The 19,634-nt window shown below is 67.2% G+C and carries 19 protein-coding genes; 7 read left to right on the forward strand and 12 right to left on the reverse strand.

Annotation, left to right across the window (positions count from 1 at the left end):
• Positions 1–66 precede the first annotated feature (66 nt).
• Positions 67–318, reverse strand: a complete 252-nt coding sequence (locus tag AX769_RS25300) for a hypothetical protein (protein ID WP_239451794.1) — start codon at positions 316–318, stop codon at positions 67–69.
• Between AX769_RS25300 and AX769_RS26055 the strand changes: the two genes are divergently transcribed.
• On the forward strand, positions 211–549 hold the full coding sequence (locus tag AX769_RS26055; protein ID WP_369824102.1) for a GNAT family N-acetyltransferase: 339 nt from the start codon (positions 211–213) through the stop codon (positions 547–549). The two genes, AX769_RS25300 and AX769_RS26055, sit on opposite strands and share 108 nt — an antisense overlap.
• A 141-nt stretch (positions 550–690) precedes the next feature.
• Complete coding sequence (locus tag AX769_RS24060) at positions 691–1,170, forward strand: hypothetical protein (RefSeq protein ID WP_157887629.1); 480 nt, start codon at positions 691–693, stop codon at positions 1,168–1,170.
• A gap of 159 nt (positions 1,171–1,329) precedes the next feature.
• Here the strand turns inward: AX769_RS24060 and AX769_RS13920 are convergent, their stop codons facing one another.
• Positions 1,330–1,818 carry an META domain-containing protein gene (locus AX769_RS13920; RefSeq protein WP_082763822.1) on the reverse strand — a complete coding sequence of 163 codons (489 nt, stop codon included), beginning with the start codon at positions 1,816–1,818 and terminating at the stop codon, positions 1,330–1,332.
• 265 nt (positions 1,819–2,083) lie between these two features.
• On the opposite strand from AX769_RS13920, the gene AX769_RS13925 reads away from it, so the two are divergent.
• Complete coding sequence (locus AX769_RS13925; RefSeq protein ID WP_066280429.1) at positions 2,084–2,506, forward strand: hypothetical protein; 423 nt, start codon at positions 2,084–2,086, stop codon at positions 2,504–2,506.
• Between the two features lie 564 nt (positions 2,507–3,070).
• Here AX769_RS13925 and AX769_RS13935 read toward each other — a convergent pair.
• Together AX769_RS13935 and AX769_RS24065 are read right to left on the reverse strand one after the other, a co-directional pair.
• Positions 3,071–3,520, reverse strand: coding sequence for a hypothetical protein (locus AX769_RS13935; RefSeq protein WP_066280435.1), 450 nt, complete (start codon positions 3,518–3,520; stop codon positions 3,071–3,073).
• Between the two features lie 132 nt (positions 3,521–3,652).
• Positions 3,653–4,087, reverse strand: a complete 435-nt coding sequence (locus tag AX769_RS24065) for a hypothetical protein (RefSeq protein WP_157887630.1) — start codon at positions 4,085–4,087, stop codon at positions 3,653–3,655.
• Between the two features lie 250 nt (positions 4,088–4,337).
• Between AX769_RS24065 and AX769_RS13945 the strand changes: the two genes are divergently transcribed.
• A complete protein-coding gene (locus tag AX769_RS13945; RefSeq protein ID WP_066280440.1) occupies positions 4,338–4,580 on the forward strand; it encodes a DUF4190 domain-containing protein in 243 nt (80 codons plus the stop codon).
• A 499-nt stretch (positions 4,581–5,079) separates the two neighbouring features.
• Here the strand turns inward: AX769_RS13945 and AX769_RS13955 are convergent, their stop codons facing one another.
• Both AX769_RS13955 and AX769_RS24070 read right to left on the reverse strand, forming a co-directional pair.
• Entirely contained in the window at positions 5,080–5,619 is a 540-nt protein-coding gene (locus AX769_RS13955; RefSeq protein ID WP_066280446.1) for a GNAT family N-acetyltransferase, read from the reverse strand.
• A gap of 136 nt (positions 5,620–5,755) precedes the next feature.
• Positions 5,756–6,181 (reverse strand): hypothetical protein, encoded by a 426-nt coding sequence (locus tag AX769_RS24070; protein ID WP_157887631.1) that lies wholly within the window; start codon positions 6,179–6,181, stop codon positions 5,756–5,758.
• 107 nt (positions 6,182–6,288) lie between these two features.
• Here AX769_RS24070 and AX769_RS13960 point away from each other — a divergent pair, with 107 nt between their 5' ends.
• The 3 genes from AX769_RS13960 (at position 6,289) to AX769_RS13970 (ending at position 8,531) form a co-directional block, all read left to right on the forward strand.
• Complete coding sequence (locus AX769_RS13960; RefSeq protein WP_066280449.1) at positions 6,289–6,861, forward strand: recombinase family protein; 573 nt, start codon at positions 6,289–6,291, stop codon at positions 6,859–6,861.
• Between the two features lie 359 nt (positions 6,862–7,220).
• The gene (locus tag AX769_RS13965; protein ID WP_066280452.1) at positions 7,221–7,658 is read left to right on the forward strand and encodes a hypothetical protein; all 438 of its coding nucleotides are present in this window, start codon (positions 7,221–7,223) and stop codon (positions 7,656–7,658) included.
• Between the two features lie 486 nt (positions 7,659–8,144).
• The gene (locus tag AX769_RS13970; protein ID WP_157887632.1) at positions 8,145–8,531 is read left to right on the forward strand and encodes a hypothetical protein; all 387 of its coding nucleotides are present in this window, start codon (positions 8,145–8,147) and stop codon (positions 8,529–8,531) included.
• A gap of 223 nt (positions 8,532–8,754) precedes the next feature.
• On the opposite strand, the gene AX769_RS13975 is transcribed toward AX769_RS13970, so the two are convergent.
• The 6 genes from AX769_RS13975 to AX769_RS14000 all read right to left on the reverse strand — a co-directional run bounded on the left by AX769_RS13975 (position 8,755) and on the right by AX769_RS14000 (position 19,632).
• Positions 8,755–9,114 (reverse strand): FHA domain-containing protein, encoded by a 360-nt coding sequence (locus AX769_RS13975; protein ID WP_066280457.1) that lies wholly within the window; start codon positions 9,112–9,114, stop codon positions 8,755–8,757.
• Positions 9,111–10,673, reverse strand: a complete 1,563-nt coding sequence (locus AX769_RS13980) for a transglutaminase-like domain-containing protein (protein ID WP_066280459.1) — start codon at positions 10,671–10,673, stop codon at positions 9,111–9,113. The genes AX769_RS13975 and AX769_RS13980 overlap by 4 nt, the downstream gene beginning before the upstream one ends.
• Positions 10,565–11,476: a hypothetical protein gene (locus AX769_RS13985; protein ID WP_066280461.1), complete on the reverse strand. Its 912-nt coding sequence runs from the start codon at positions 11,474–11,476 to the stop codon at positions 10,565–10,567. The genes AX769_RS13980 and AX769_RS13985 overlap by 109 nt, the downstream gene beginning before the upstream one ends.
• The gene (locus AX769_RS13990; RefSeq protein ID WP_066280465.1) at positions 11,473–12,900 is read right to left on the reverse strand and encodes a DUF58 domain-containing protein; all 1,428 of its coding nucleotides are present in this window, start codon (positions 12,898–12,900) and stop codon (positions 11,473–11,475) included. The genes AX769_RS13985 and AX769_RS13990 overlap by 4 nt, the downstream gene beginning before the upstream one ends.
• Positions 12,897–13,904 (reverse strand): MoxR family ATPase, encoded by a 1,008-nt coding sequence (locus AX769_RS13995; protein WP_066280469.1) that lies wholly within the window; start codon positions 13,902–13,904, stop codon positions 12,897–12,899. The genes AX769_RS13990 and AX769_RS13995 overlap by 4 nt, the downstream gene beginning before the upstream one ends.
• 67 nt (positions 13,905–13,971) lie before the next feature.
• Positions 13,972–19,632 (reverse strand): Ig-like domain-containing protein, encoded by a 5,661-nt coding sequence (locus AX769_RS14000; protein WP_157887634.1) that lies wholly within the window; start codon positions 19,630–19,632, stop codon positions 13,972–13,974.
• Between the last annotated feature and the right edge of the window lie 2 nt (positions 19,633–19,634).

The raw sequence follows: 19,634 nt of genomic DNA on the forward strand, positions 1-19,634 counted from the left end.
GAGCAACTACGTCCGCAAGCCGGACGGTTATCGAGACAGCCACTGGGATACTGGAGTGTGCTTGAGCTACTGCAACCACAGGTGATGATATTCGCGGCGTGGGCGGAAGCGCATCGTGAGTGGGGGCCTGGTCTGCACGAAGACGGCTTCGGTATCAGCGCGCACGACGACGTCGAGACCGAGGACGGTTTCCGTGTGTGGGTCGGTGCTCTGAAGCGCGATCGTGGGTTGCATTGGTGGATCATCGAGGACAGGCGTGTGGTGGGCGGCATCGCGCTCCGAGCTTTCGATGATGAACGCGTGACGCAATTGGGTCACGTCGGCTACGGCATCCGCCCCTCAGCCCGAGGGCGAGGCATCGCTACGTGGGCGCTCGGGCAAGTGCTTACGCATGCTGCTCGCCTTACCATCGACCCGTTAATTGCTATCTGTCGTGACGACAATGAGGCGTCCATCGGGACGCTGGAGCACCATGGAGCGACCCTTCTTTCCACGGAGCTCCGCGGAGGCGTGAGGGTGAGGCGCTACGCGGTCCCGAAGACGGACTGACGTCTCAGTCAACGATCGGCCCGCAAGTCGGACCTTCACCATCCGGGCTGAACCCCGCACGACCGGGAACCTCAATCGTGCGCGGCAGCTCCCCCTTAGGATGCATTGCGAGTCTTGTGATGCGCGGCGAGACGGCGAATCATGGTCATTGTGGACATCGAGGGCATGCCGGAGGAAGAGCGCTTGGCGGTTTTGGCGCGACTTGATGCCGAACGTCCCGGCTCGTCCTCGCTCGCAGCTGGAACTCTCGCCGGACGAGCCACGGCTAATCGACCGAACGTCGCGATTTGGAATTATCAGCGCTACGCAGACGATCACTCAGACGTAAGCATTGATGACCTGATCGAGGTGAGATTTCCCGTGGTTTTCTTTGGCGGCGAGGAATTCACAATTGACTCGGCTGCGGAGTACCTGCGCACCGATCCGGTGCCTCCACTTAGCGTCTCCACCGTCAGCGACGTGATCGACATGTGGTCGGCGCTGCATACGGCCGGCATCGTGGGCTGGGACGCCGAACGCCGTGCCGTGGAGCACGTAAAGCCGCTCGGCAAGTACCGCACGGTCCTCCGAAAATGGCATGCCGAGCAGCGTGACGCCGCCACCGACATCGCGCGCGATTAGCTTCTCGAGGGGGTACTAGTAACGAGAATGCGCGGGCGTTGGGGAACCTTCTACGGTCAGACTTTCGAGCCACCGTCGCAAATTCGAAGAATCCCTCATTCGGCAGAGAGCGTCCCGGGTGAGCCGCGGCGCAGTACAACGCGTCAGTCCACCCTTGAGCTAGCTTTCGAAGTCGATTTCGGCGTCATCGGTTAAGAGGGTAAGGGTCCCGGCGCCGCGTGACACCGTCATGTCCTTACTGATGAACGCGGTGGCCCATTGCTCCTGGGAGCCGGCTTCGCCCGCGCAACTCATAGCCGTGGACGCCATCCTGGTGGTGTCCGGAACCAGGCTGCGGCCTTGTACGTCGACGGGCACGTTCACCGTGTTGCACGGGGTGTTCAGGACTGCCGTCAGTACGCCGTTCTGTTCAGTGAAGGCGAGCTTGAGGGGCTTTGATTGCAGCCACGAGACGTTGTCGCTTTTGTCGGTCCCGCCGGTGGACTTGTAGGACGCACCCGAGAGATCGTGGGCGCTTAGCGAGGCCGTTGCACTCGATTCGGGCGATTTGGCGCTGGCGCATCCGGTCGCAAGCAGTGTCAACGTGCCTGCCGTCAGGGTGAGGATGACCACGGCGCGGCGAACTGTGCGTGAGGGTCTGGGCGTCATGTTTCGCTCATTTCGGTACAGCGTCTTGCCAGGAAGGGGGCATCCTGTCCGGGTCGATCCATGGGATCACGTCAAAGCGATCGTAGGAGCCCCGGTGCGAAGTAGCAGGCCCCAGTTCGAGGATCACGAAGCGCCGATGAAGGAACGATGAACGTCCGCAACTGAGACGAGCTGTCACCGCCCCTTGCCACCTACGATGGGTTCGTCATTCATGCCTCGAATGACCTCGCAACATCCCCTAGATCACTAGAAGGAGGGCGCCGCGATGGGCATGTTCGCCACGTTCATATTCGCCGAAGGTCATTGGTCGGTTCAGGATGAACCGGACGAGTCGGGACACCCATCAGCTCTGACGTTCCTCTCCGCCTCGGTCCACGACAGCGACTTTGCGTCCATCACCTATGAGCCAGGCCCCGCTGCGGGAGGTCTGACCTATCTGGGGTTTCAACCGCGCGACTACTTCGAGGACACGACCGCCAGTGAAGATGTCGATCTCGACGCGCAGGCCGAGGGATTGGCGACCTGGGCTAAAGCCGTCACGGGCACCCCGGTATCAGCCGCCGACATCCGACCTCTGCTGGCCGAGGCGTTAGAAGAAGAACCAGCTGACGATTTTGTGGAGGAAACTCTGCAGCGGCTTATCGTCTTACTCGGTCTGCCCGTGCCGGTTGAGCTCCTCGAAAGTTAAGCGCGACCGCCATGGGGGCTGCGTCGACAACTTGGGTCACTTAGAAATGATCAGGTCTTGTCCGCTGTCTAATCCTCCCGCCCAGACTTAAGACGCTCGTTGCGGTGCACGGTGCAGGTTCCCGGGAGGGGGCGGAAGCGTCCTGTAGCACTCCGTCTGCTCGGGGCATGGCGGCAGGAGAAAAGACCGCTAATTTGATGAGCATGCGCATTCGAGTAGACAGTCTCGATCGGGAGCCCCTCAGCATCTTCCTTGAGCCCTGGGGAACCCAGTACTCGCTTGACGGAGACGATTGGCTCGACGTCGAAGTTCCAGACACTCAGCCTCCCCTCGAAGTCAGCCACCACGCCGAGGGAATCAGCCTTTCCTTTGCTACCGAAGAAATGCGGCTCATAACCAAGAAGGGCCGGATCCTAAGGCCGTGAGTCTGATCCGGTGATGAGTTGCCGTGCCCTCGTACGTTCAGGGTTCGGCCTCCGTCGTCTCGGCCGACGTTCGCCGGGAAGGTCTTACGGACAACCAGCGAAGGGAAGCAGAGGAGCGGTCTATCCGGCGTGGCCAGCGCTACAGGATGTCATCAACGTCGTTGATGTAGCGGCCGGTTTTCGCGTCGACTGGTGCGAACGTCAAAGTGAAGGGGCAACGAAGGGATGCCACCTTCGCCATCAGGCTCGCCGGAATTCGGACTCGCTTCTCCCAGTGATCGGTTTGCCCCCACCACGACAGGTCGACGTCGTAGTCGGCAGCGAGTTGGGCCAGAATCGGCCCTTTCCCTTCAAAGCGGTTGACGATCCACTCGAGGGCTCCGTACCCGATGGGATCATCTCTTGCTTCGACTGGAGTCGTGACACCCCATACCGACGTCGTTCGTCTTCCAGAGTGTTCGTCGCCGGGTAGGAAGAGGCCCCGTCTCTCGAACACCTCATCGGGTTCAAGTTCGATCAGGTCGGATAGGACGCCTGCCGGGTGAGTCTCGCTGAAAATCATCAGCGCCGCTCGGTTGCTGTGGATCACGGCGAAAGACTATCCACACCTGACATCCCGCTGCGACCCATCGCAGTTCGACCTTGCCCCTAAGCCGACCCCCCTTGCGAGACGTTGGATGCGCTTGTCGGTCGGGGCGAGTGATCTCCACCGAGCTGGAGGCTACGAGGCGAAGAAAGCGTTGGAGGGTTTGAGGAATATCAAGACTGTCGCGGCGACAGCTGCGAGCAGTCCGATAATGCCTAGACCGTGAAGGCTCCCCGCGGTGCTGAGCGAGAAGACGGTGACGACTGTGAGTACGACCCTGGCCCAAGGCTTCCCCCGGCGCATGAGCATGTCGAAGACGATGAAGGCAATCATGACAAGACCACCAATGACGATCCCCACGACGATGGCCGGCCCCACGAACAGCTGCGCTTGGGACGTGCCAACTCCATCCGCCACTTTGGCTACTTGTTCTCGACCCGCTGTTATCGATCCTCCTGCTGTTGAGAGAGAGACGACAAGGACAACGAGCTGCACAAGCGCCGCGAGCAAGAAGAGCCAGAACGCCACCGTGATGGACCGCGGCTGTTGCCGCGACGACCATTCCGACATGACACTCCTCAAGACAGGGCCTTCACCGGCTGTTGCAGGCAACTAAATCACGTTTCGGGGCCGGCCCTTAACCTAGTGGCGAGGGAAGCGTCGCTCTCAGATGCCGCCAGATGGGTGACTGCTTGGACCCGCCGCTCGTCACGAAGATCGGGTACCAACAGGACGGCGGCGAGACTTGCCTCTAACAATCGATCGCTGTTCCACTCTTGTCGGAACTTAGCGAGACACGACACCGGACGGATGGAAGCAAGTGGACCGTACCCAGGGCCGTAGACGCCTCAACGGCTTGGCAATCGCCGCGTTCTTTGTTTCCATTTTTGTCGGATGGCTAGGCGTCATTCTTGGTTTCGTGGCGCGTGCGCAAGTACGTCAAACGAGTGAGAGGGGTGCTGGGTGGGCGAGAGCCGCCATCATCATCGGATTCGTTGAGATCGGACTGTTCCTCCTCGGCGTCGTCCTCTTCGCCACGGTTGATGCCGGACCGCACAAGTGAACGTGTGGCGATAACGAGGGCCCGCAAGCCCGACGGCTATCGGACGCATGGAGAGGGTCCAGGAGGAGAATTCAGTAATGCGGGTCTTGAAAGTTGCCAATACGTCTGTGGCGGTTTCCTCGGAGCAAGAGAGCCGTTGGCCGGAGCTTGCGGCCGCATCACTCGAGGCGGTCAGCCAGGGGGTGCGTGAGGTACCAACCGTCTGGTTTAGGACCGACGAGGGTGTTGTGGGCTCCATTCCGGTGTCAGACTCCGCTGAGGTGGGCTTTGCCGATGAGGAGCACCCGGTCGGATTTCTAGGGGCAATCACGCATTTTGGTCCGGAGGCGGAACCAACTCACTAAGCAACGACCTTCGAGGCCGCGGAGGCCGGTCGAATTTGCCGGGCGTCTAGCGAGACGGGATCGGAGGCGCTGTGACGAGTTTGCTGTCAACGCCCGCCCGTGAGGCGAACGGCTTCCGATCGTCTACCGGAGACCGACTGGAAGAAGATCGCTACCTATGCTGGCGTTTCAAAGATGATTTCTCGGCCGTCTTCCTCGTCCCACTGCTCGCCGTTCTCGACGAACCCGTAGCTGTTGATGAGCGCGAGTGAGGCTGCGTTGTCTGGGCTGATGGTGGCGCGGACGGTCCGTACGTCCGGGTGGCGCTGGGCGACTGCGAGAAGAATTTCAAGAGCGTGTCGCGCATAGCCTCGGCGGCGGAACTCAGGGTCCACACGGTAGCCAAGCTCCACCATGCCAACCGCGTCTGGGGCACCGTGGAAGCCAGCCAAGCCGACAGGAACGGTGATGCTGGGATCGACGATCAGTCGAGTGACCCAGGCGGCATCAGAGGGGTGCTCTTTGATCTGCTTGCTTCTCATGCGCCACAACCCCGCGCAATCTGGTCCTGCGAGATACGGCGACACGTACTGCAATGCGAGCGACGCCGAGTCGCCCGCAGCCAGCCTGTGTAGGACACCTTCAGGCACAACGTCCAAGTGAATTTGCGACTGCTGAGGCCGGGGGTGATCCCACGGGAAGGTTGTAATTGTCATTGCCGGCAGCCTGACACAACGCCAGCGCGCGCGGCTGGCGATCCCTCCTCTTGCGTGCCGGCGACGTTCGCAGGGGAAGGGCTGGCGTGCAGGCACCAGCCTGTGGCCGTCCGCCGGAAAGTCGTGCTCTCGTCGGCTAGTGGCGTTCTTGAACAGCTGCTGCGAGCCACTCCCTATCGTCGACGTCGGCGCCGGATGACGTCAGCGATAGGGCGACATGACCGTCTTCTGAGTCCAGGGTCCATCGAGATGGATCCCTCAGGAGTTTCTCTGCGTCGACGTTCGCGAGGAGGAGAAACCGTTCCGTGAAGGAAGCGCGCACACGCCATTCCGCGCCGGGCAAATTCCATTTATTCGGAAGACTCGGAAGATATAACTCAATCCAGTTGCGGCGCAGCCAACTCGTCATGACGTCACTGCACTCACGTGCCGGCCAAGGTCCGTGAACGACATTCCCTGATGGAAGCAGGACGGTGCTTCCCGAAGGGAGCTCCCACAGCGCGGTCTCTTCGCGAACCGCAACTTGCATCTGCGCGACAAAATCGGAGTAGCTGTCTGGCATGCGCTCATCGTATGTTCTACGTCGGCGCGTGGTGCCCGCAAGCCGGACCCTAACCGTTCGCAAAGACAGGTCTTGTGGGTGACAGGCGTCAGTCGTATCCCGGTGGCATGAATGAGTTACTTGTGGGATACGCACGCGTGTCCACAGAAGAGCAAGACCTCACCGCCCAACGAAATGCCCTCGCCGCTTTCGGCGTCGGCGCTGACCGGATCTACGCCGACCAAGGCCTGACCGGCACCAACCGCGACCGACCCGATCTCCGCGAAGCGATGGCTGCCTGCCGCGCCGGCGATACGTTCGTCGTCACCAAACTCGACCGCCTCGCACGGTCGCTTCCAGATGCTCGCGACATCCTGGAAGAGCTGAGCATGAACGGTTCCGTTCACGACCCGAACGACGCCGTCGGCAGGCTGCTGTTCAACGTGCTCGCGATGGTGGCCGAGTTCGAAGCTGACCTGATCCGGATGCGGACCCGCGAGGGCATGAAGGTCGCTAAGGCGAAAAGACGCCTGCGGGGCAAGCAGCCGAAGCTGAAGCCGAACCAAATCAAGCACCTGTTGCTGCTCTACAACGAGGGGACCTACAACCAGACGGAACTCGCCGACCTGTTCAGCGTCTCAAGAACAACGGTCTACCGGACCATCGAACACGCCAAGCTCGCGTCCACGTCCACTCACTGATCCCGACTCGGGTGACGTCATGAAAGTGGCGCCGCCCCGCCCCTGACTGCCCACGGAGGCACAGCCTTCGTGCAAGTTCCCTTTCGTTGCAGCTTCCTATGCGACCCCCTGAGCCAGCCCTTGATTCACGGAGGTCGACTGATACCTTGCGGTTCATGTCTCTTCGAGGCCTTCTGGCTGCTTGGGTTCCTTCGACGGTGTCGGCAAAAGCTCATCTGCGACTAGTCGATGACGCAGTCAGTTGGGTTCGCGCTGCCGCTGACAGCGGCTTGGAGCTCATGTTCTTTCATCCGTCCCGCGACGACTGGGAACCGCCGACCAGGGCCGTTGCCTCTCTGGCCGATGACGCATCCCAACGAATGAACACATTCGACCGCTACCAAAGTCACGACGAGGGGCGGGCAGTCCTCGCCATCGTTGACAACTACACCGACTTCTCCATCGCACAGAACGCTGCACAGTGCTCGTATATGTCCGCCAAGTTCGGGTCTTTGGCACTCGTATCCCACGACCTTCTTGGCCTTGAAGGGTGGGCCCGCGCGACGGAGGCGCTTGACATGTCCACGGGGAGGAATTCCATGGACTCGTTCGCGGCCTCCCAGATCGAGTTGTTGCGAGACCTTGTCAGGGGTCTCGGGAGCCAATCTGCCGGGATGGGCCGAGACGCCGTCGAAAAGTCATTGCAACGGCTCAGGGAGCGAAACGACTTCGAACCCGGGATGGTCCAGGGATTCGCTATGGCTGACGGAGTGACGGGCAAACGCCTGGAGCACCTCGCCAGACTCCTGGATGGATAGGTCCGGCGCATTCGAGCAGCGAAGGTATCGATCGGCATGCCAGGAAACCTCCATCGGTCGCCGGGATCGCCGACCGCACGGGAACCTCTTATGGGACGGTTGAGTCACTGGAGCGGCGGTCTGTTCGAAACGTAGCGACCGATCGCGAGACCCGTCGTTGGTGCTCCAATCACGATGAGGACCGCCCCGATGATTCCGTGCCCGCTACCGACCAGCGCACCGCCGACTCCGACGACGACTAGGCCTATAACCGCCAGGAGCATCCAAGACCCACGCGTCATGCAACGAGTATGCGCCGGGGAAGGGTTACCCGACCAAGCAAATGCCCGGGTCGGAACGGCTTACGTGCGTTGGGCGCCGCGAATCCAAACTGTCTGGTTTATGAGCACGCTGCGCGTCCCGGGGGCGGAGTCATTGCTTGGTGCCAGAAATCTAGGCGCCCACTCCGGCCCGGGCTCACTCCGGCCGGGAAGTAAAGTGCTCAGCGTGAGTGATCTGCCAACGGTTCGGGACGTAAAGCTGGTCCTCCGGCATTTGCTTGAGCGGGCCGAGTTTCCGGGAGCCGCGCAATTTCTCGGGCAGGTGGACTTCATTGAGGGCGTGTCAGGCAAGATCGATTTTCTCGATTTGCACCTGTCGCCGTCTGCCCCCATGGCCCCCGGCTCGTCGAATCCACTGCCCACTGTCGGATACGTCGAGGATGCGGCCCACGAGTCCCTCGGCGAGATTCTGATTTGGGTGACTGGAGGCAAGATCCAGCGCCTCGAGTACGCCGAATACTTCCACCGATACGCGGCGTGGCCGACAGTCGCTCAGCTCTACATGGTGGGGTCGATACAGTCCGCTCGACCTTGGGCTGACACACCGCAATGAGGACGATGAGCGCGCGACCGCCCGGAATCCGAACCTCCACCGTGCCGTCTGTCTTGCGAGGCGAGCGTTTACCCCGCACGAAGCATTCGAACGGTCAGGTACGTCATCTGAAACGTCCTTTCGCGCACACGATCTTGCCGGAACTGCAAGGTGGATGCGGGCAGAAGCAGCCGCGCGTCCACACCCTGGTCGCGGCCAGACGTCTCGGCATCGCACAAGGGGGTCAGGACACCCGCACCCAGAATGATCCGAAGGTCACCCGCGACCCGGAGTCGACCTCGTAGCGCACTCCCGGCTCGAGAGTGAACGCCGAGCCGTCAGGGTAGATGAGGCGCGTGCCGTTGCCCGAGCCGGCGTCGGCGACCCAGAGCAGGCCGTCGAAGGGGCCGAAGGCGAAGTGGGTGCGCGAGATGGACTTCGCGTCGTCGACGACGGTGACGAGCCTCGCCTCCTGCGACCCGTCGAGCTGCTCGGCCAGCCTCTCGGCGGACGGGTTGCGGCCGACGACACCGTAGCCGGCGGTCTCGACGACCTGGCCGTCGCTGAAGGTCCAGGTGTGCGCGGCGGGCGGCGTGGGGCTCACGGGTGCCTTTCGGGGAGGTGCGGGCGGCGGCCACGAAGGCGGGTCGGTTGCAGCCGGGTCAGCAGAGACCGGGCGGTGAGATGGTACCGGAATCGCGGCCAGCGGGCCTCGTCAGTGGCCAGCCGACGGGATGCCTCGCGGGTGTCGCGCCAGAACGCGTCGACGTCGGCCTCGGCGAGCCGCTGCGACGAGAACACGCTGCGCTCGGCCTGCTCGGCGAGCCGCGCGACCTCGGGCGACCCGATGAGAGCGGCGACCTCCGAGCGGGTCGCAGCACGGGGCACCGGGTGGCCACGGTCGACGACGTCGTCGAGGATCTCGCTCCAGGCGCCGGTCACGACCCGCGCCTCGCGATCCTCCCGCAGTCGCCGTCGGCGTCGCAGCCAGCGCGCCAAGGCGATGCCCCAGAGCGGCGCGAGCACGATGGCGGCGATCAGGATCACGACGCCCGCGACGCGTAGGCCGGCGAGCAGCACGCGCAGCCAGGCCGGCTGCCCGGGGTCGTGCTTGGTCTTCTGGCTCTCGCGGTTCTGGGTGACCGCCGTGTCGTTACGGGCGGGCGGCGGGGGCGGCAGCACGGTCTGGGGCTGCGCCACGGACTCGCTCTGCTTCGTCGACTGCGAGGGGATGGGGCGCACGGCCGGGTTCGGGTCGACAGTGACCCACTGGCCGTTCGCCGCCTCGACCTCGACCCAGGCGGTGAGGTCGGCCCCGGTGAGGGTGACGCGGCCCGTCGCCTCCTGCGCCTTGGTAGGGGCGTAGCCGACGACGACGCGCGACGGGAAGCCGAGGCTGCGGGCGATCAACGCGAGCGCCGGGGCGTACTGCTCGGCGTCGCCGAGCATGGGGGTCGAGGTGGCCAGAGCGTCGAGCCGACCGGCGGAGTGCCCTGCGGCGCTGAACGGCAGGCCGGCATCGGAGTGGCTGACGTAGCCGGTGCGCAGCCAGGCGGTGACCGCGGCGAGCTTCTCACCCGGGGTGGTGGCGCCGTCGAAGTGCTTGCGTGCCGCCGAGATCAGGGTCTTCGGCAGGGTGGTCGCTTTCGGCTGCACTGCGTGACCCGGCGTGAGGCCGGCCACCCGGGCGTCACTGGCGGCCTTCGAGACCATAGTCGTCATCGAGTAGCGGTCGCCCCGGCCGACACCGCCGAGCACGGCACCGGCATCGGTATCGCGATCGTAGAAGAACGCGTCGCGGAGGGCCGATGCGTCGCCGCCCTCGAACGAGATGGACGTCAGAGCGCCGACTGTCGGCAGCCAGACGTCGGAGTAGCCGTCGACCGTCACGTGCACGGTCGCGCGCGTGCCAGTGCGACCCGATTGGTCGACGGTCGAGGCGACCCGGGCGAACGTGCCCGACGACGGGCTCGAGCCGGCCGCGAAGACCTGGCCGTCGTAGTCGTCGAGCGTGGCGACGCTGACCCGGGCGCCGGCGGGAAGGCCCGTCACGGTCAGCATGTCGGTCGTCTTGCCGGGTGGCGTGACGCTGTTGCGGTACGCGGCCAGTGGGCTGACGTAGTGGTGCGGATCGAACGGGGGCTGCACGGCTTCGCGCAGCACTTCGCGCCGACTGTCGGGTGCGCCGGCCGACGCGGAGACGATGCCCGCGCCCGCTGCGCTGCATAGGCCGACGAGCACGAGGGCTGCGACCAGGCGGCCAGCGCCGCCCGGGGCTTGGCGCCTGCGGGGCGTGCCACGGCGCGTGTCGGCCGCGTCGCGGTTCGCGTCGGCCGGGGTGGCGCGGATGCCGGCTGAAGCCGCCCAGACCAGCGCGACGACGGTGATCGCGACGCCCGTGGCGATGGGGTTCTGCCCGGCACGCGCCCCGAAAGCGATCGAGAACGCCAGCACTCCCCGGGCGCGAGGATCGCCCAGCCGGGTCGGCGCGCACGCAACGCGAGGGACACCCCGACGACGGTGCCGGCGAGCAACACGATGAGAGCGGGCTCGAGCAGCGCCTCGTAGTCGCCGAGCGGCAGGTCGACCGAGAGCATCTGCTTCCAGCTCGTCGCGACCCCGAAGACCAGACTGCGGAGGCCCTCGGCCGTCGGCAGGATGCGGAAGGTCGCCTGGGTGGGCACGGCCAGGGCGACCCCGAACAGCAGGAAGGTGACGGCGGTGAGCGCCGCCACCGCGTAGGCCGGGAGTCGCCGGGCCGCAGCGGCGACCGCGATGGCTCCGCCGAGCACGAGCGAGGCGACCCCGACGACCACGAAGGCCGAGCTCTCGTAGACCGGCCAGAGCGGCGTCGCGGCCAGAGCGGTGAGCAGGGCGACGAAGGCGGCGTCTCGGATCCTGCGCCGTGTCATGCCGGTGCCGGCCGCGTTCGGCCTCGTGCGGCGGCCGGCCCTGGTCTGACTCATGCTGCGGCAGCCTTCGCGAGGGCGCGACGCAGGTCGTCGAGATAGCCGATCTCGAGCACGCTCAGCTCGCCGAGCCGACGGAGGCCAGGAACCGCGCCGGGGCGGCAGACGACCGCGACGATCTCGACACCGGGAGGGAAGCGCAGCGACCACGAGCGGAGATCACGGAGGCTCGGCGCCGACCCGCAGACGAGGAAGACCAGCGACACGCCGACCACGAGGTCGTTCGCCAGAGCCGCGAGGCCGCCGACGTCGATGTCGGCCGTGTCGGCGACGAGCGTGCTGACGTCGTCGAGCAGGCTGCTGCGGCTGCGGGTCGACAGGATGCGGGGCGATCGGCTCGGCTCGTCGCCGGGGGCCGCGCGCGGCGGGCTCGTCAGCGCCGTGATGTCGCGCCCGTCGCGGATGGCGCGCAGGGCCAGCGAGGAGGCGGCGCCGACGGCGAGCTCGAACTCCGGCCCATCGAGGTAGTCGGAGGGCGCGAGGCTGAACGCCACGACGACGTGGCTGCGGCGGGTCTCCTCGAACTGCCGCACGGTCAGTGTTCCGGTGCGGGCCGTGCTCTTCCAGTGGATGTGACGCCGGTCGTCGCCGGGGCGGAAGTCGCGCAGAGCGTGGAAGGAGATGTCGCTGGCCGTCAGGTCGCGGGTCGGGCTGCCCTCGAGGTCGCGCACGAAGCCGGTGCTCGACGACGGCACCGTGATGGTCTCGGGGTGCACGTGTACGTCGTGGACGGTGGTCCACTCGACGTCGCGGCGGAAGAGGCCGACGGGGTCGCCCCGCACCGTCCGCACCGGGCCGACCTGTACGACGCCCCGCCGGTCGGCCGGCACCTCGAACTCGTTCGACGACGCCTCGCCTCCGATCGAGCTCGGCAGACGCAGGGGCACAAGCTGCTCCCCCACCTGCACTTCGAGGCGGGCACCCCAGTGTGGTCGCCGCGACGACGCGCCGAGCGCGACACGGGCCGCGACCGGGTGGCCGACGACCGTGCGGTCGGAGTCCACGACGAGCGACACCTCGTAGCGCGCCCGACCGATCAAGAAGAGAAGGGCGACGAGCACCAGGATGCCGAGGCTGGCCCCGATGGCCTCGAACTCGAGCCAGCCGACCACGAGACCCACGATGCCGGCCACGACTGCTGCGGCGACGACGGCCCAGCCGAGCGGTGTCACGACGCCGGTGACGGCGCGGAACACCCTGCGCGTACGGCGCTCGAAGCGGCTGCGGGCACGCCGGAGAGCGCGTCGGCGACGAGCCCTCGGGGTGCGCGCCACGGTGGAGTAGCCCGTCCGACCCGTGAACCCGGTCAGGCCCGTGCGCCCGGTCAGGCCGGTCTCGGTGCGGCCGCCGACGGTGCGGCCGCCGACGGTGCCGCCGTCGACCGTGCGGCCGTCGCGCCGAGTGCGGGGGCGCGGGCTCACACGGCCAGCCTCTCACTCGGCGGCACGACGTCGAGGAGGATGCGGCCGACGACGCTCGTCGCCGTCACCCCGTCGAATTCCGCCTCGGGGTCGAGCACGAGCCGATGCGCCAGCACGGGCTCGGCCAGGGCCTTGACGTCGTCGGGCAGCACGAAGGTGCGCCCCTCGGAGGCGGCCCACGTCATCGACGCGCGAACCAGCGCGAGGGCCCCGCGCACGCTCGAGCCGAGGCGGACCTCGCTGGCGTCGCGCGTGGCGTCGACGATGCGCGACACGTAGTCGAGGATCGCCGGGTCGGTCTCGACGCGCTTGGCCGTCTCGATCATCGACAGCGTGTCTGCCGAGCTCAGCACGGCGGGAAGGGTGCGGTGGTGCGAGCTGACGCGCGCCCCCTCTAAGATCTTGCGCGTCGACACTGAGTCGGGGTAGCCCAGCGACGTCTTCAGCATGAAGCGGTCGAGCTGCGCCTCGGGAAGACGGTACGTGCCCGCCTGCTCGATGGGGTTCTGCGTCGCGATCACCATGAACGGCTGCGGCACGCTGTGCGTCACACCGTCGACGGTCACCCGCGACTCCTCCATCACCTCGAGGAGGGCCGACTGGGTCTTGGGCGAGGCGCGGTTGATCTCGTCGGCGAGCAGGACGTTCGCGAAGACCGGCCCCGTGTGGAATTCGAAGATGCCGTTCTTCTGGTCGTACATGCTCATGCCGGTGACGTCGCCGGGGAGGAGATCGGGGGTGAACTGGATCCTGTTGCTCGTGCCCTCGAATGTCTGCGCGATCGAGCGCGCCAGGCTCGTCTTGCCCGTGCCGGGGAAGTCCTCGAGCAGCAGGTGCCCCTCGCTGACGAGGGCGGTCAGCGCGAGCCGGACGACGTGGGGCTTGCCGAGCACGATGGTCTCGATGTTGTCGGAGAGCCGAGTGAAGACCTGTCGGAACCAGGCGGCCTCTTCGAGCGTCAGGGGCGCGAAATCCTGGGCGTCGCCGCGTGCGGTCGTGCTCATGGTGTCTCCTTCGAGTGGTTCCGTGGTTCGTGCTGTGACGAGTGCCGCGCGGCGGGCTCGCCCGCCTTCAGGGCGTGGGTGGCGTCGCCGGCGGTGTCGCGGGGGCGAGGGTCGGCGTGAAATCGCCCAGCGACTTCGGCGTACTGCAGCTGTCGTCCGTGCTCAGGCCGCAGGCGCGCACGTAGACGTCGGTGTCGGTGCCGTAGCGCGAGGTGTCGTGGTTCGGCCCGGTCACGAATCCGCCGTTCCTGTCGATCGTGGCCCAGCTGTTGGGCGCGGCCTGGCCGTGGGCGACGAGGCCGTATTCGTAGTGGTCGACGTTCTGCGAGTCGCCGGGGCTGAGCGGGCCGATCTGGATGTCCATCGCCAAGCCGTCCGGGTTCGTCGCCAGCTGCGCCTGCGCGTTCGGCTGCGCGGGCAGGCGGTTGTCGGCGATTCCGCTCGTGAACGTCGAGCAGAACAGGCCGTTAGTGGCGTAGACGCGATACTGGGCGCCGTTGAAGCCCGGGTTGTCGTCGATCCAGCTCGTGTTGCCCGAGACGTTCGTGCCCGGCAGGGTGTTACCCGAGCACGACCCGGGAGCGCCCTGGTCGACGCGTTGCACCGAGTAGGTCAGGCCGGGTGCGCCGTTCGCCGAGCCCGCCGTCCACGTGACCTTGACCGCCGCGTGGCCGTTGTCGACGGTGAAGATCGGCGTCACGATCACGCCATCGGGTGGCCCGACCGCCGTGGTGCTGCCGGTGCCGGCGGGGCTCTGGTTGGTCTTGTTGTGCGCCACGACGCTCGCCGTGTAACTGCTGCCCGGATGGATGGCGGGGCCCTGCACGGGGGTGCTGGTACCCGGCGCCTTCACGGTCGTCGAGTACGAGAAGTCGGGCCCCGTCACCGTCACCGAGTAGGACGAGACGGGGCTCCCGGGCACGGAGGCGCCGGGCTGCCAGTTCACGACCAGCGAGTGCCCGCCCGGGTCGGCGGCGGTGGCCGTCACGGTCACGCTCGTCGGGGCGCTGGGCGAGCCGTCGACGACGACCGGGGCGCTGGCCGGGCTCGCAACACCGTCGCCGATGCCGTTGGTCGCCTTCGCCGCGAACGAGTACGCGGTGCCGTAAGCGAGTCCCGACACGACGCAGGCGTCGGGGTTGGTGCAGGATGCCACGAGGCCGCCCGCGGTCGACTCGACCGTGTAGCCCGTGATGGCCGAGTAGTTCGGGAAGGCGTGCGGGATCGCCAGCGTGACCTGGGCCTTCGCGGTGTCGGACGACACGACGACCGGGGCCGACGGCGGAGCGTCGGGCACGTCGCGGATCAGGACGCTGACTGTCGACGACGCGTCACGGGTGGGGTCGTTCGTGACGTCGCCCACCTCGTAGGGAATCGTCACCGTGCCAGTCGCCGCTGCCTTCGACACGGCGACACTCACGCGGCTGCGGTCGGCGCTCGTGCTCACGGTGACGCCGCGGGGCGTGGACCCTCCGCCGACGCTGACGACGTGCAGGGGCCGGCCGGGGAAGGGGTTCGTCGCCGCGTCGTTCGCCAGCACGTCGACGGTCGCGCTCGAGCCGCGGGTGATCGTCACGCTGTCGGGGATCGGGGCGACGATCGGCTTCGTCGACCGCACGATCGTGACCGCTATGACACCCGAGCGCCCGGGGCCGTGCTCGTCGCGCACTGAGACGACGATGCGGGCCGTCCGGCCGACGGACACGCCGTCGACGCCGCGGACGGTGAGGGTCGAACCGGACACGCTCGCCGTGGCGATCGACGGTGATCCTGAGACGGCCGAAAACGACAGCGCCGAAAGCCGATCGGGGTACGGGTAGTCGGTCAGAGCGAGCAGGTCGACCGTGGTCTGCGCGCCGGCCTCGAGGGTGATGTCGGCGCCGTTCACGACGGGCGGCTCGTTGCCCTTCGGGGTGACGGTGATCGGCAGGGTGACCGTCGCCTGGCTGCTCGGGTCGCCGGCCGCCCCGTCGGTGACCGTGAGCGTGATGGAGGCCGGGCCGAAGTAGTTGGCCGCCGAGGTGTACTGCAGCGTCTTGTCGTCGACGACGAGGCTCGCGCCGTTCGAATAGGTGGCCGAGACGCTCGACGACCCGGCGATGCGCACGGGCCGACCGCCGACGCCGATCAGCTGGTCGGCGAGGTGCACGACCAGGCGCGAGCCGCTGACCACCGAGAGCGCGGGGGCGTCCTGCCGGATCTCGGGCTTGCCGTCTTTCGACCCGGGCACCCAGATGAACGCGGTCGACGACGCGCTCGGATCGTCTCTCCGCGCGACGGTGAAGGGGATGATCTGGCTGCCGGCCGTGACGGTGACGAGCACGCTGCCGTCGGGCTGCACCGACGCCTTGCCGTAGCCGGGCACGACGTGCAGCGAGAGGTCGTCGGTCGACCCTTCCGAGAACGTGACCGCCTTCATCGCGTCGACCGAGACGGTGCTCTTGCCAGCGACGGCCTGGGTCGTCAGCACCACGTCTTGCGCGACGGGGCTCGCCAGCGGCGCCTTGCGGTCGACCGAGATGTAGAGCCACGCGCTCGCGGTCGCCCCGCGGGCGTTCTTGATCGTGTACAGGACGCCGTAGCTGCCGGGGGTCGAGGGCGCGGTCACCTTGACCGCGTCGGCGGTCGCGACCGGCTTCAGGGCGTTGCTCGACGCGTCGGCCGAGACGACCGTCAGCGGGCTCTGCGCCGGGTCGGAGTCGTTGTCGAGCACGTTCACTGTCAGCTTCGTGCCGGGGCGCGTGCGCACCAGGTCGTCGTCGGCCGTGGGCGCGAGCGCCGTGCCGCTGGAGGGGACGACGCCCACGCGGATCGTTCCGGTGCCGACCTGGCCGAGGCTGTCGACGACGGCGTACTGGAAGGTGTCGGTGCCCGACGAGTACGAGCTCGCCCGGTAGGTCATCGAGTCGGTGCCGACGTCGGAGATCGCCCCGAGGCGGGGAGCGGTCGCCTGCCCGACCAGGCTGACGGAGTCGCCGTCGGGGTCGATGCCCGCGAGCGGGATCGGGATCGTCACGGTGCCCCCGGCGGTGACCCGCGCGGTGACCGTCTCGGGCACCGGTGGTCGGTCGTCGGCCGGGTCGTTGCCCTTGACGACGATCGTGACGGGCGCCGTCGCGAACTGCCCGTCGGACTGCGTCACCTTGTAGACGGCGGTGTAGGTGCCGGCCTTCTCGGGGGCCAGGTAGCGCAGCTCGCTCTGGGCCGTGAAGAGCAGCCCGCCGCCCGAGGGGACGTTCTTGACGAGGCTGCCCGCGAGCACGAGGGGCTTGTCGTTCGGCTGGACGTCGTTGTCGAGCACGGGGATGTCGGCGACCGTGCCCACTCGCACGGTCACGTGATCGGGCTTCGCCACCGGTGCCTGCAGGCGCGACGGCTCGGGGATCTGCACGATCGTCACAGTCCCGGTCGCCGTGGCCTTGCCGTTGCTCACCGTGTAGTGGAAGGCGACCGGGCCGGTCAGGGTGCGGACGAGCCTCACCTTGACGGTGTCCTGGTCGACGATGCCCGTGGCGATGCTTCCTGACGCGGGCAGGCCGCTGAGGGCGGTCACGCTGAGGACTCCCCCGCCGGGGTCGGTGTCGCCGGCGAGCACGTCGACGATCTGGCTGTCCTGCAGGTACAGGAAGGCCGTGGTGGGAACCGTGATCGGCGGGAGGTTCTCGCTGGGCGGGTTCGCGACGTCGAGGCGGATGGTACCGGTCGCGGTCTGCCGTCCGTCGGTGACGGAGTACTGCAGGCGGTGACTGCCGGCGCGCGAGGCGGTGACGGTGAACGACCCGTCGGGGTAGTCAGGCTGGATGCGCAGGCTCGAGTCGCCGGCGGCCGGGCTCACGCCGTCGAGGCTGACCAGGCCGGTGCCGCCGCGCACGTTGGGCAGCGGTGCCACGGCGATCTGCTGGCCCGTGTAGCCGGTCACGGCGAACGACTCCGCGATGATCCTGACGGTGCCCGGCGGCCCCACCGTGACCGAGACGGTGCCGTTGCCCGATGCCGACCCGTCGGAGACCGTGAGCGAGATCGTCTTGAGGTCGCCGGACTCGCCGCCGTCGTGGAAGGTGACCTCGCCGTTCTGCGTGAAGGCGACGGTCGAGGGGCCCGCGGTCGAGGCGGAGGCGAGATAGATCGGGTCGCTGTCCGGGTCGACCCAGTCGGCGAGCACATTGAGAGAGACCGTGCCGCCGGATGCCACGGACGTCCGGGTCGGTCGCATCTGCCGTGGCGCGGAGTTCTCGCCGGGCGACCGGACGGTGATGGTCACGGTCGCCTGCGCCGACCCGCCGCGCCCGTCGGTGATCGTGTACTTGAACCGGACGACGCCCGACGCCGTGCCGCGCGTCGTCAGCTGCAGCTGTTGGGCGTCGTTCACGATGTCGAGCGCGCCGAACTGCGGCGAGACCGGCGTGACCGCGGTGATCACGAGCGGATCGCCGTTCGGGTCGCTGTCGTTGAGCAGCACCGGCAGGGTGTTCGCGCGGCCCGGCCGCACGCCGAACGAGTCGGCGACGGCGACGGGTGGCTCTTCGGCCGCGGCGAGCTTCGGCGGGATGTCCTTCTGCTGCTGCTTGGTGGTCTTCGTCTCGGACTTCGTGACGAAGTCCGACCAGTTGTCGATGAGCTGGCCGTCGTGCTGCACAGCCCAGGCATGGCCGTCGGCGGTGTCGTTGGCGACGACGTGGTGGCCGTTGACAGCCAGCGTCATGGCCGCGCCGGAGTCGCTGCCGGCCAGACGGATGCGAGTCGCGTCGGCGCTCGCGTCGCCGCAGAGGCGCACTGCCGTGCCGCTCGACCAGGCCCCGTACTCGCAGTCGTCGACGCGCACCGGCGCTGCGGCGTGCCCGCCCGTGCCGCGCTCGAGCGTCGACACGCGCTGGTCGTCGAGGGAGACCGCGACGAGACCGGCACCGTGCCCGACGAGCACGCGATCGCCGGTGACGGTCGGCTCTTCGAGCTGCGCCGTCTTCGGGTCGCGGACGGCCGAGCGCAGCGAGACGACCCGGCCGGCGACCCAGAGATCGTTCGAACTGGCGTCGTAGAGGGCCGGGCGCCCGGAGACCAGCGTGGCCTGCACGGTCGTCGGCGTGCCGGTGAAACTCACTCTCTGCGAGGTCGCCGCCTGCGCCCCGTCGGCCCCGAAGGTGCCGGTCACGAGTCGGCCGCTCTTCGCCCCGTAGCCGACGTACCGCCCGTCGGCGTCGATGGCCAGGGTCGCATCCACCCCGAGGCTCATCGTGGGCGAGCTCTTCGCCGTGAACTTCGGCAGGTCGGTGACGCGGGTGACCCACGCGTCGCCGGTGGCGGGCAGGTAGATGGCCACCCATGATCCTGCAGAGACGACCTCGGGAACGCCGTCGGGCAGCGGCACCGTGTCGGTGAGCTTGGACTCGGCCGGGTCGATCACGTCGAGCGTGTTCGAGGCCTCGTCGTGCACGACGAGGTGCGACGGAGACTGCAGGATCGAGAGGGACGTGCCGGTCGCCCCCACGGTGGAGGTCAGCTTGCCGATCTCGGCATTGGCGTCGCCGACGAGCCGCTGCGCGCCGTTCGCCACCCAGACCGAGCCGTCGTCGAGGTGCAGGTCTTGACGCGTGTAGCCGGGGGCGACGATGACGGCGACGGCAACGAGAGCCGCGACGACGACGGCCGACAGGGCCGTGACGGTGAGGGGAAGACGGGCTCGGAGCCGCGCGCGGAGGCGGGCGACGAGCCGGGAGAACGAGTGCCGCACGC

This window comes from Frondihabitans sp. PAMC 28766 (assembly GCF_001577365.1).
Lineage (GTDB): Bacteria > Actinomycetota > Actinomycetes > Actinomycetales > Microbacteriaceae > Frondihabitans.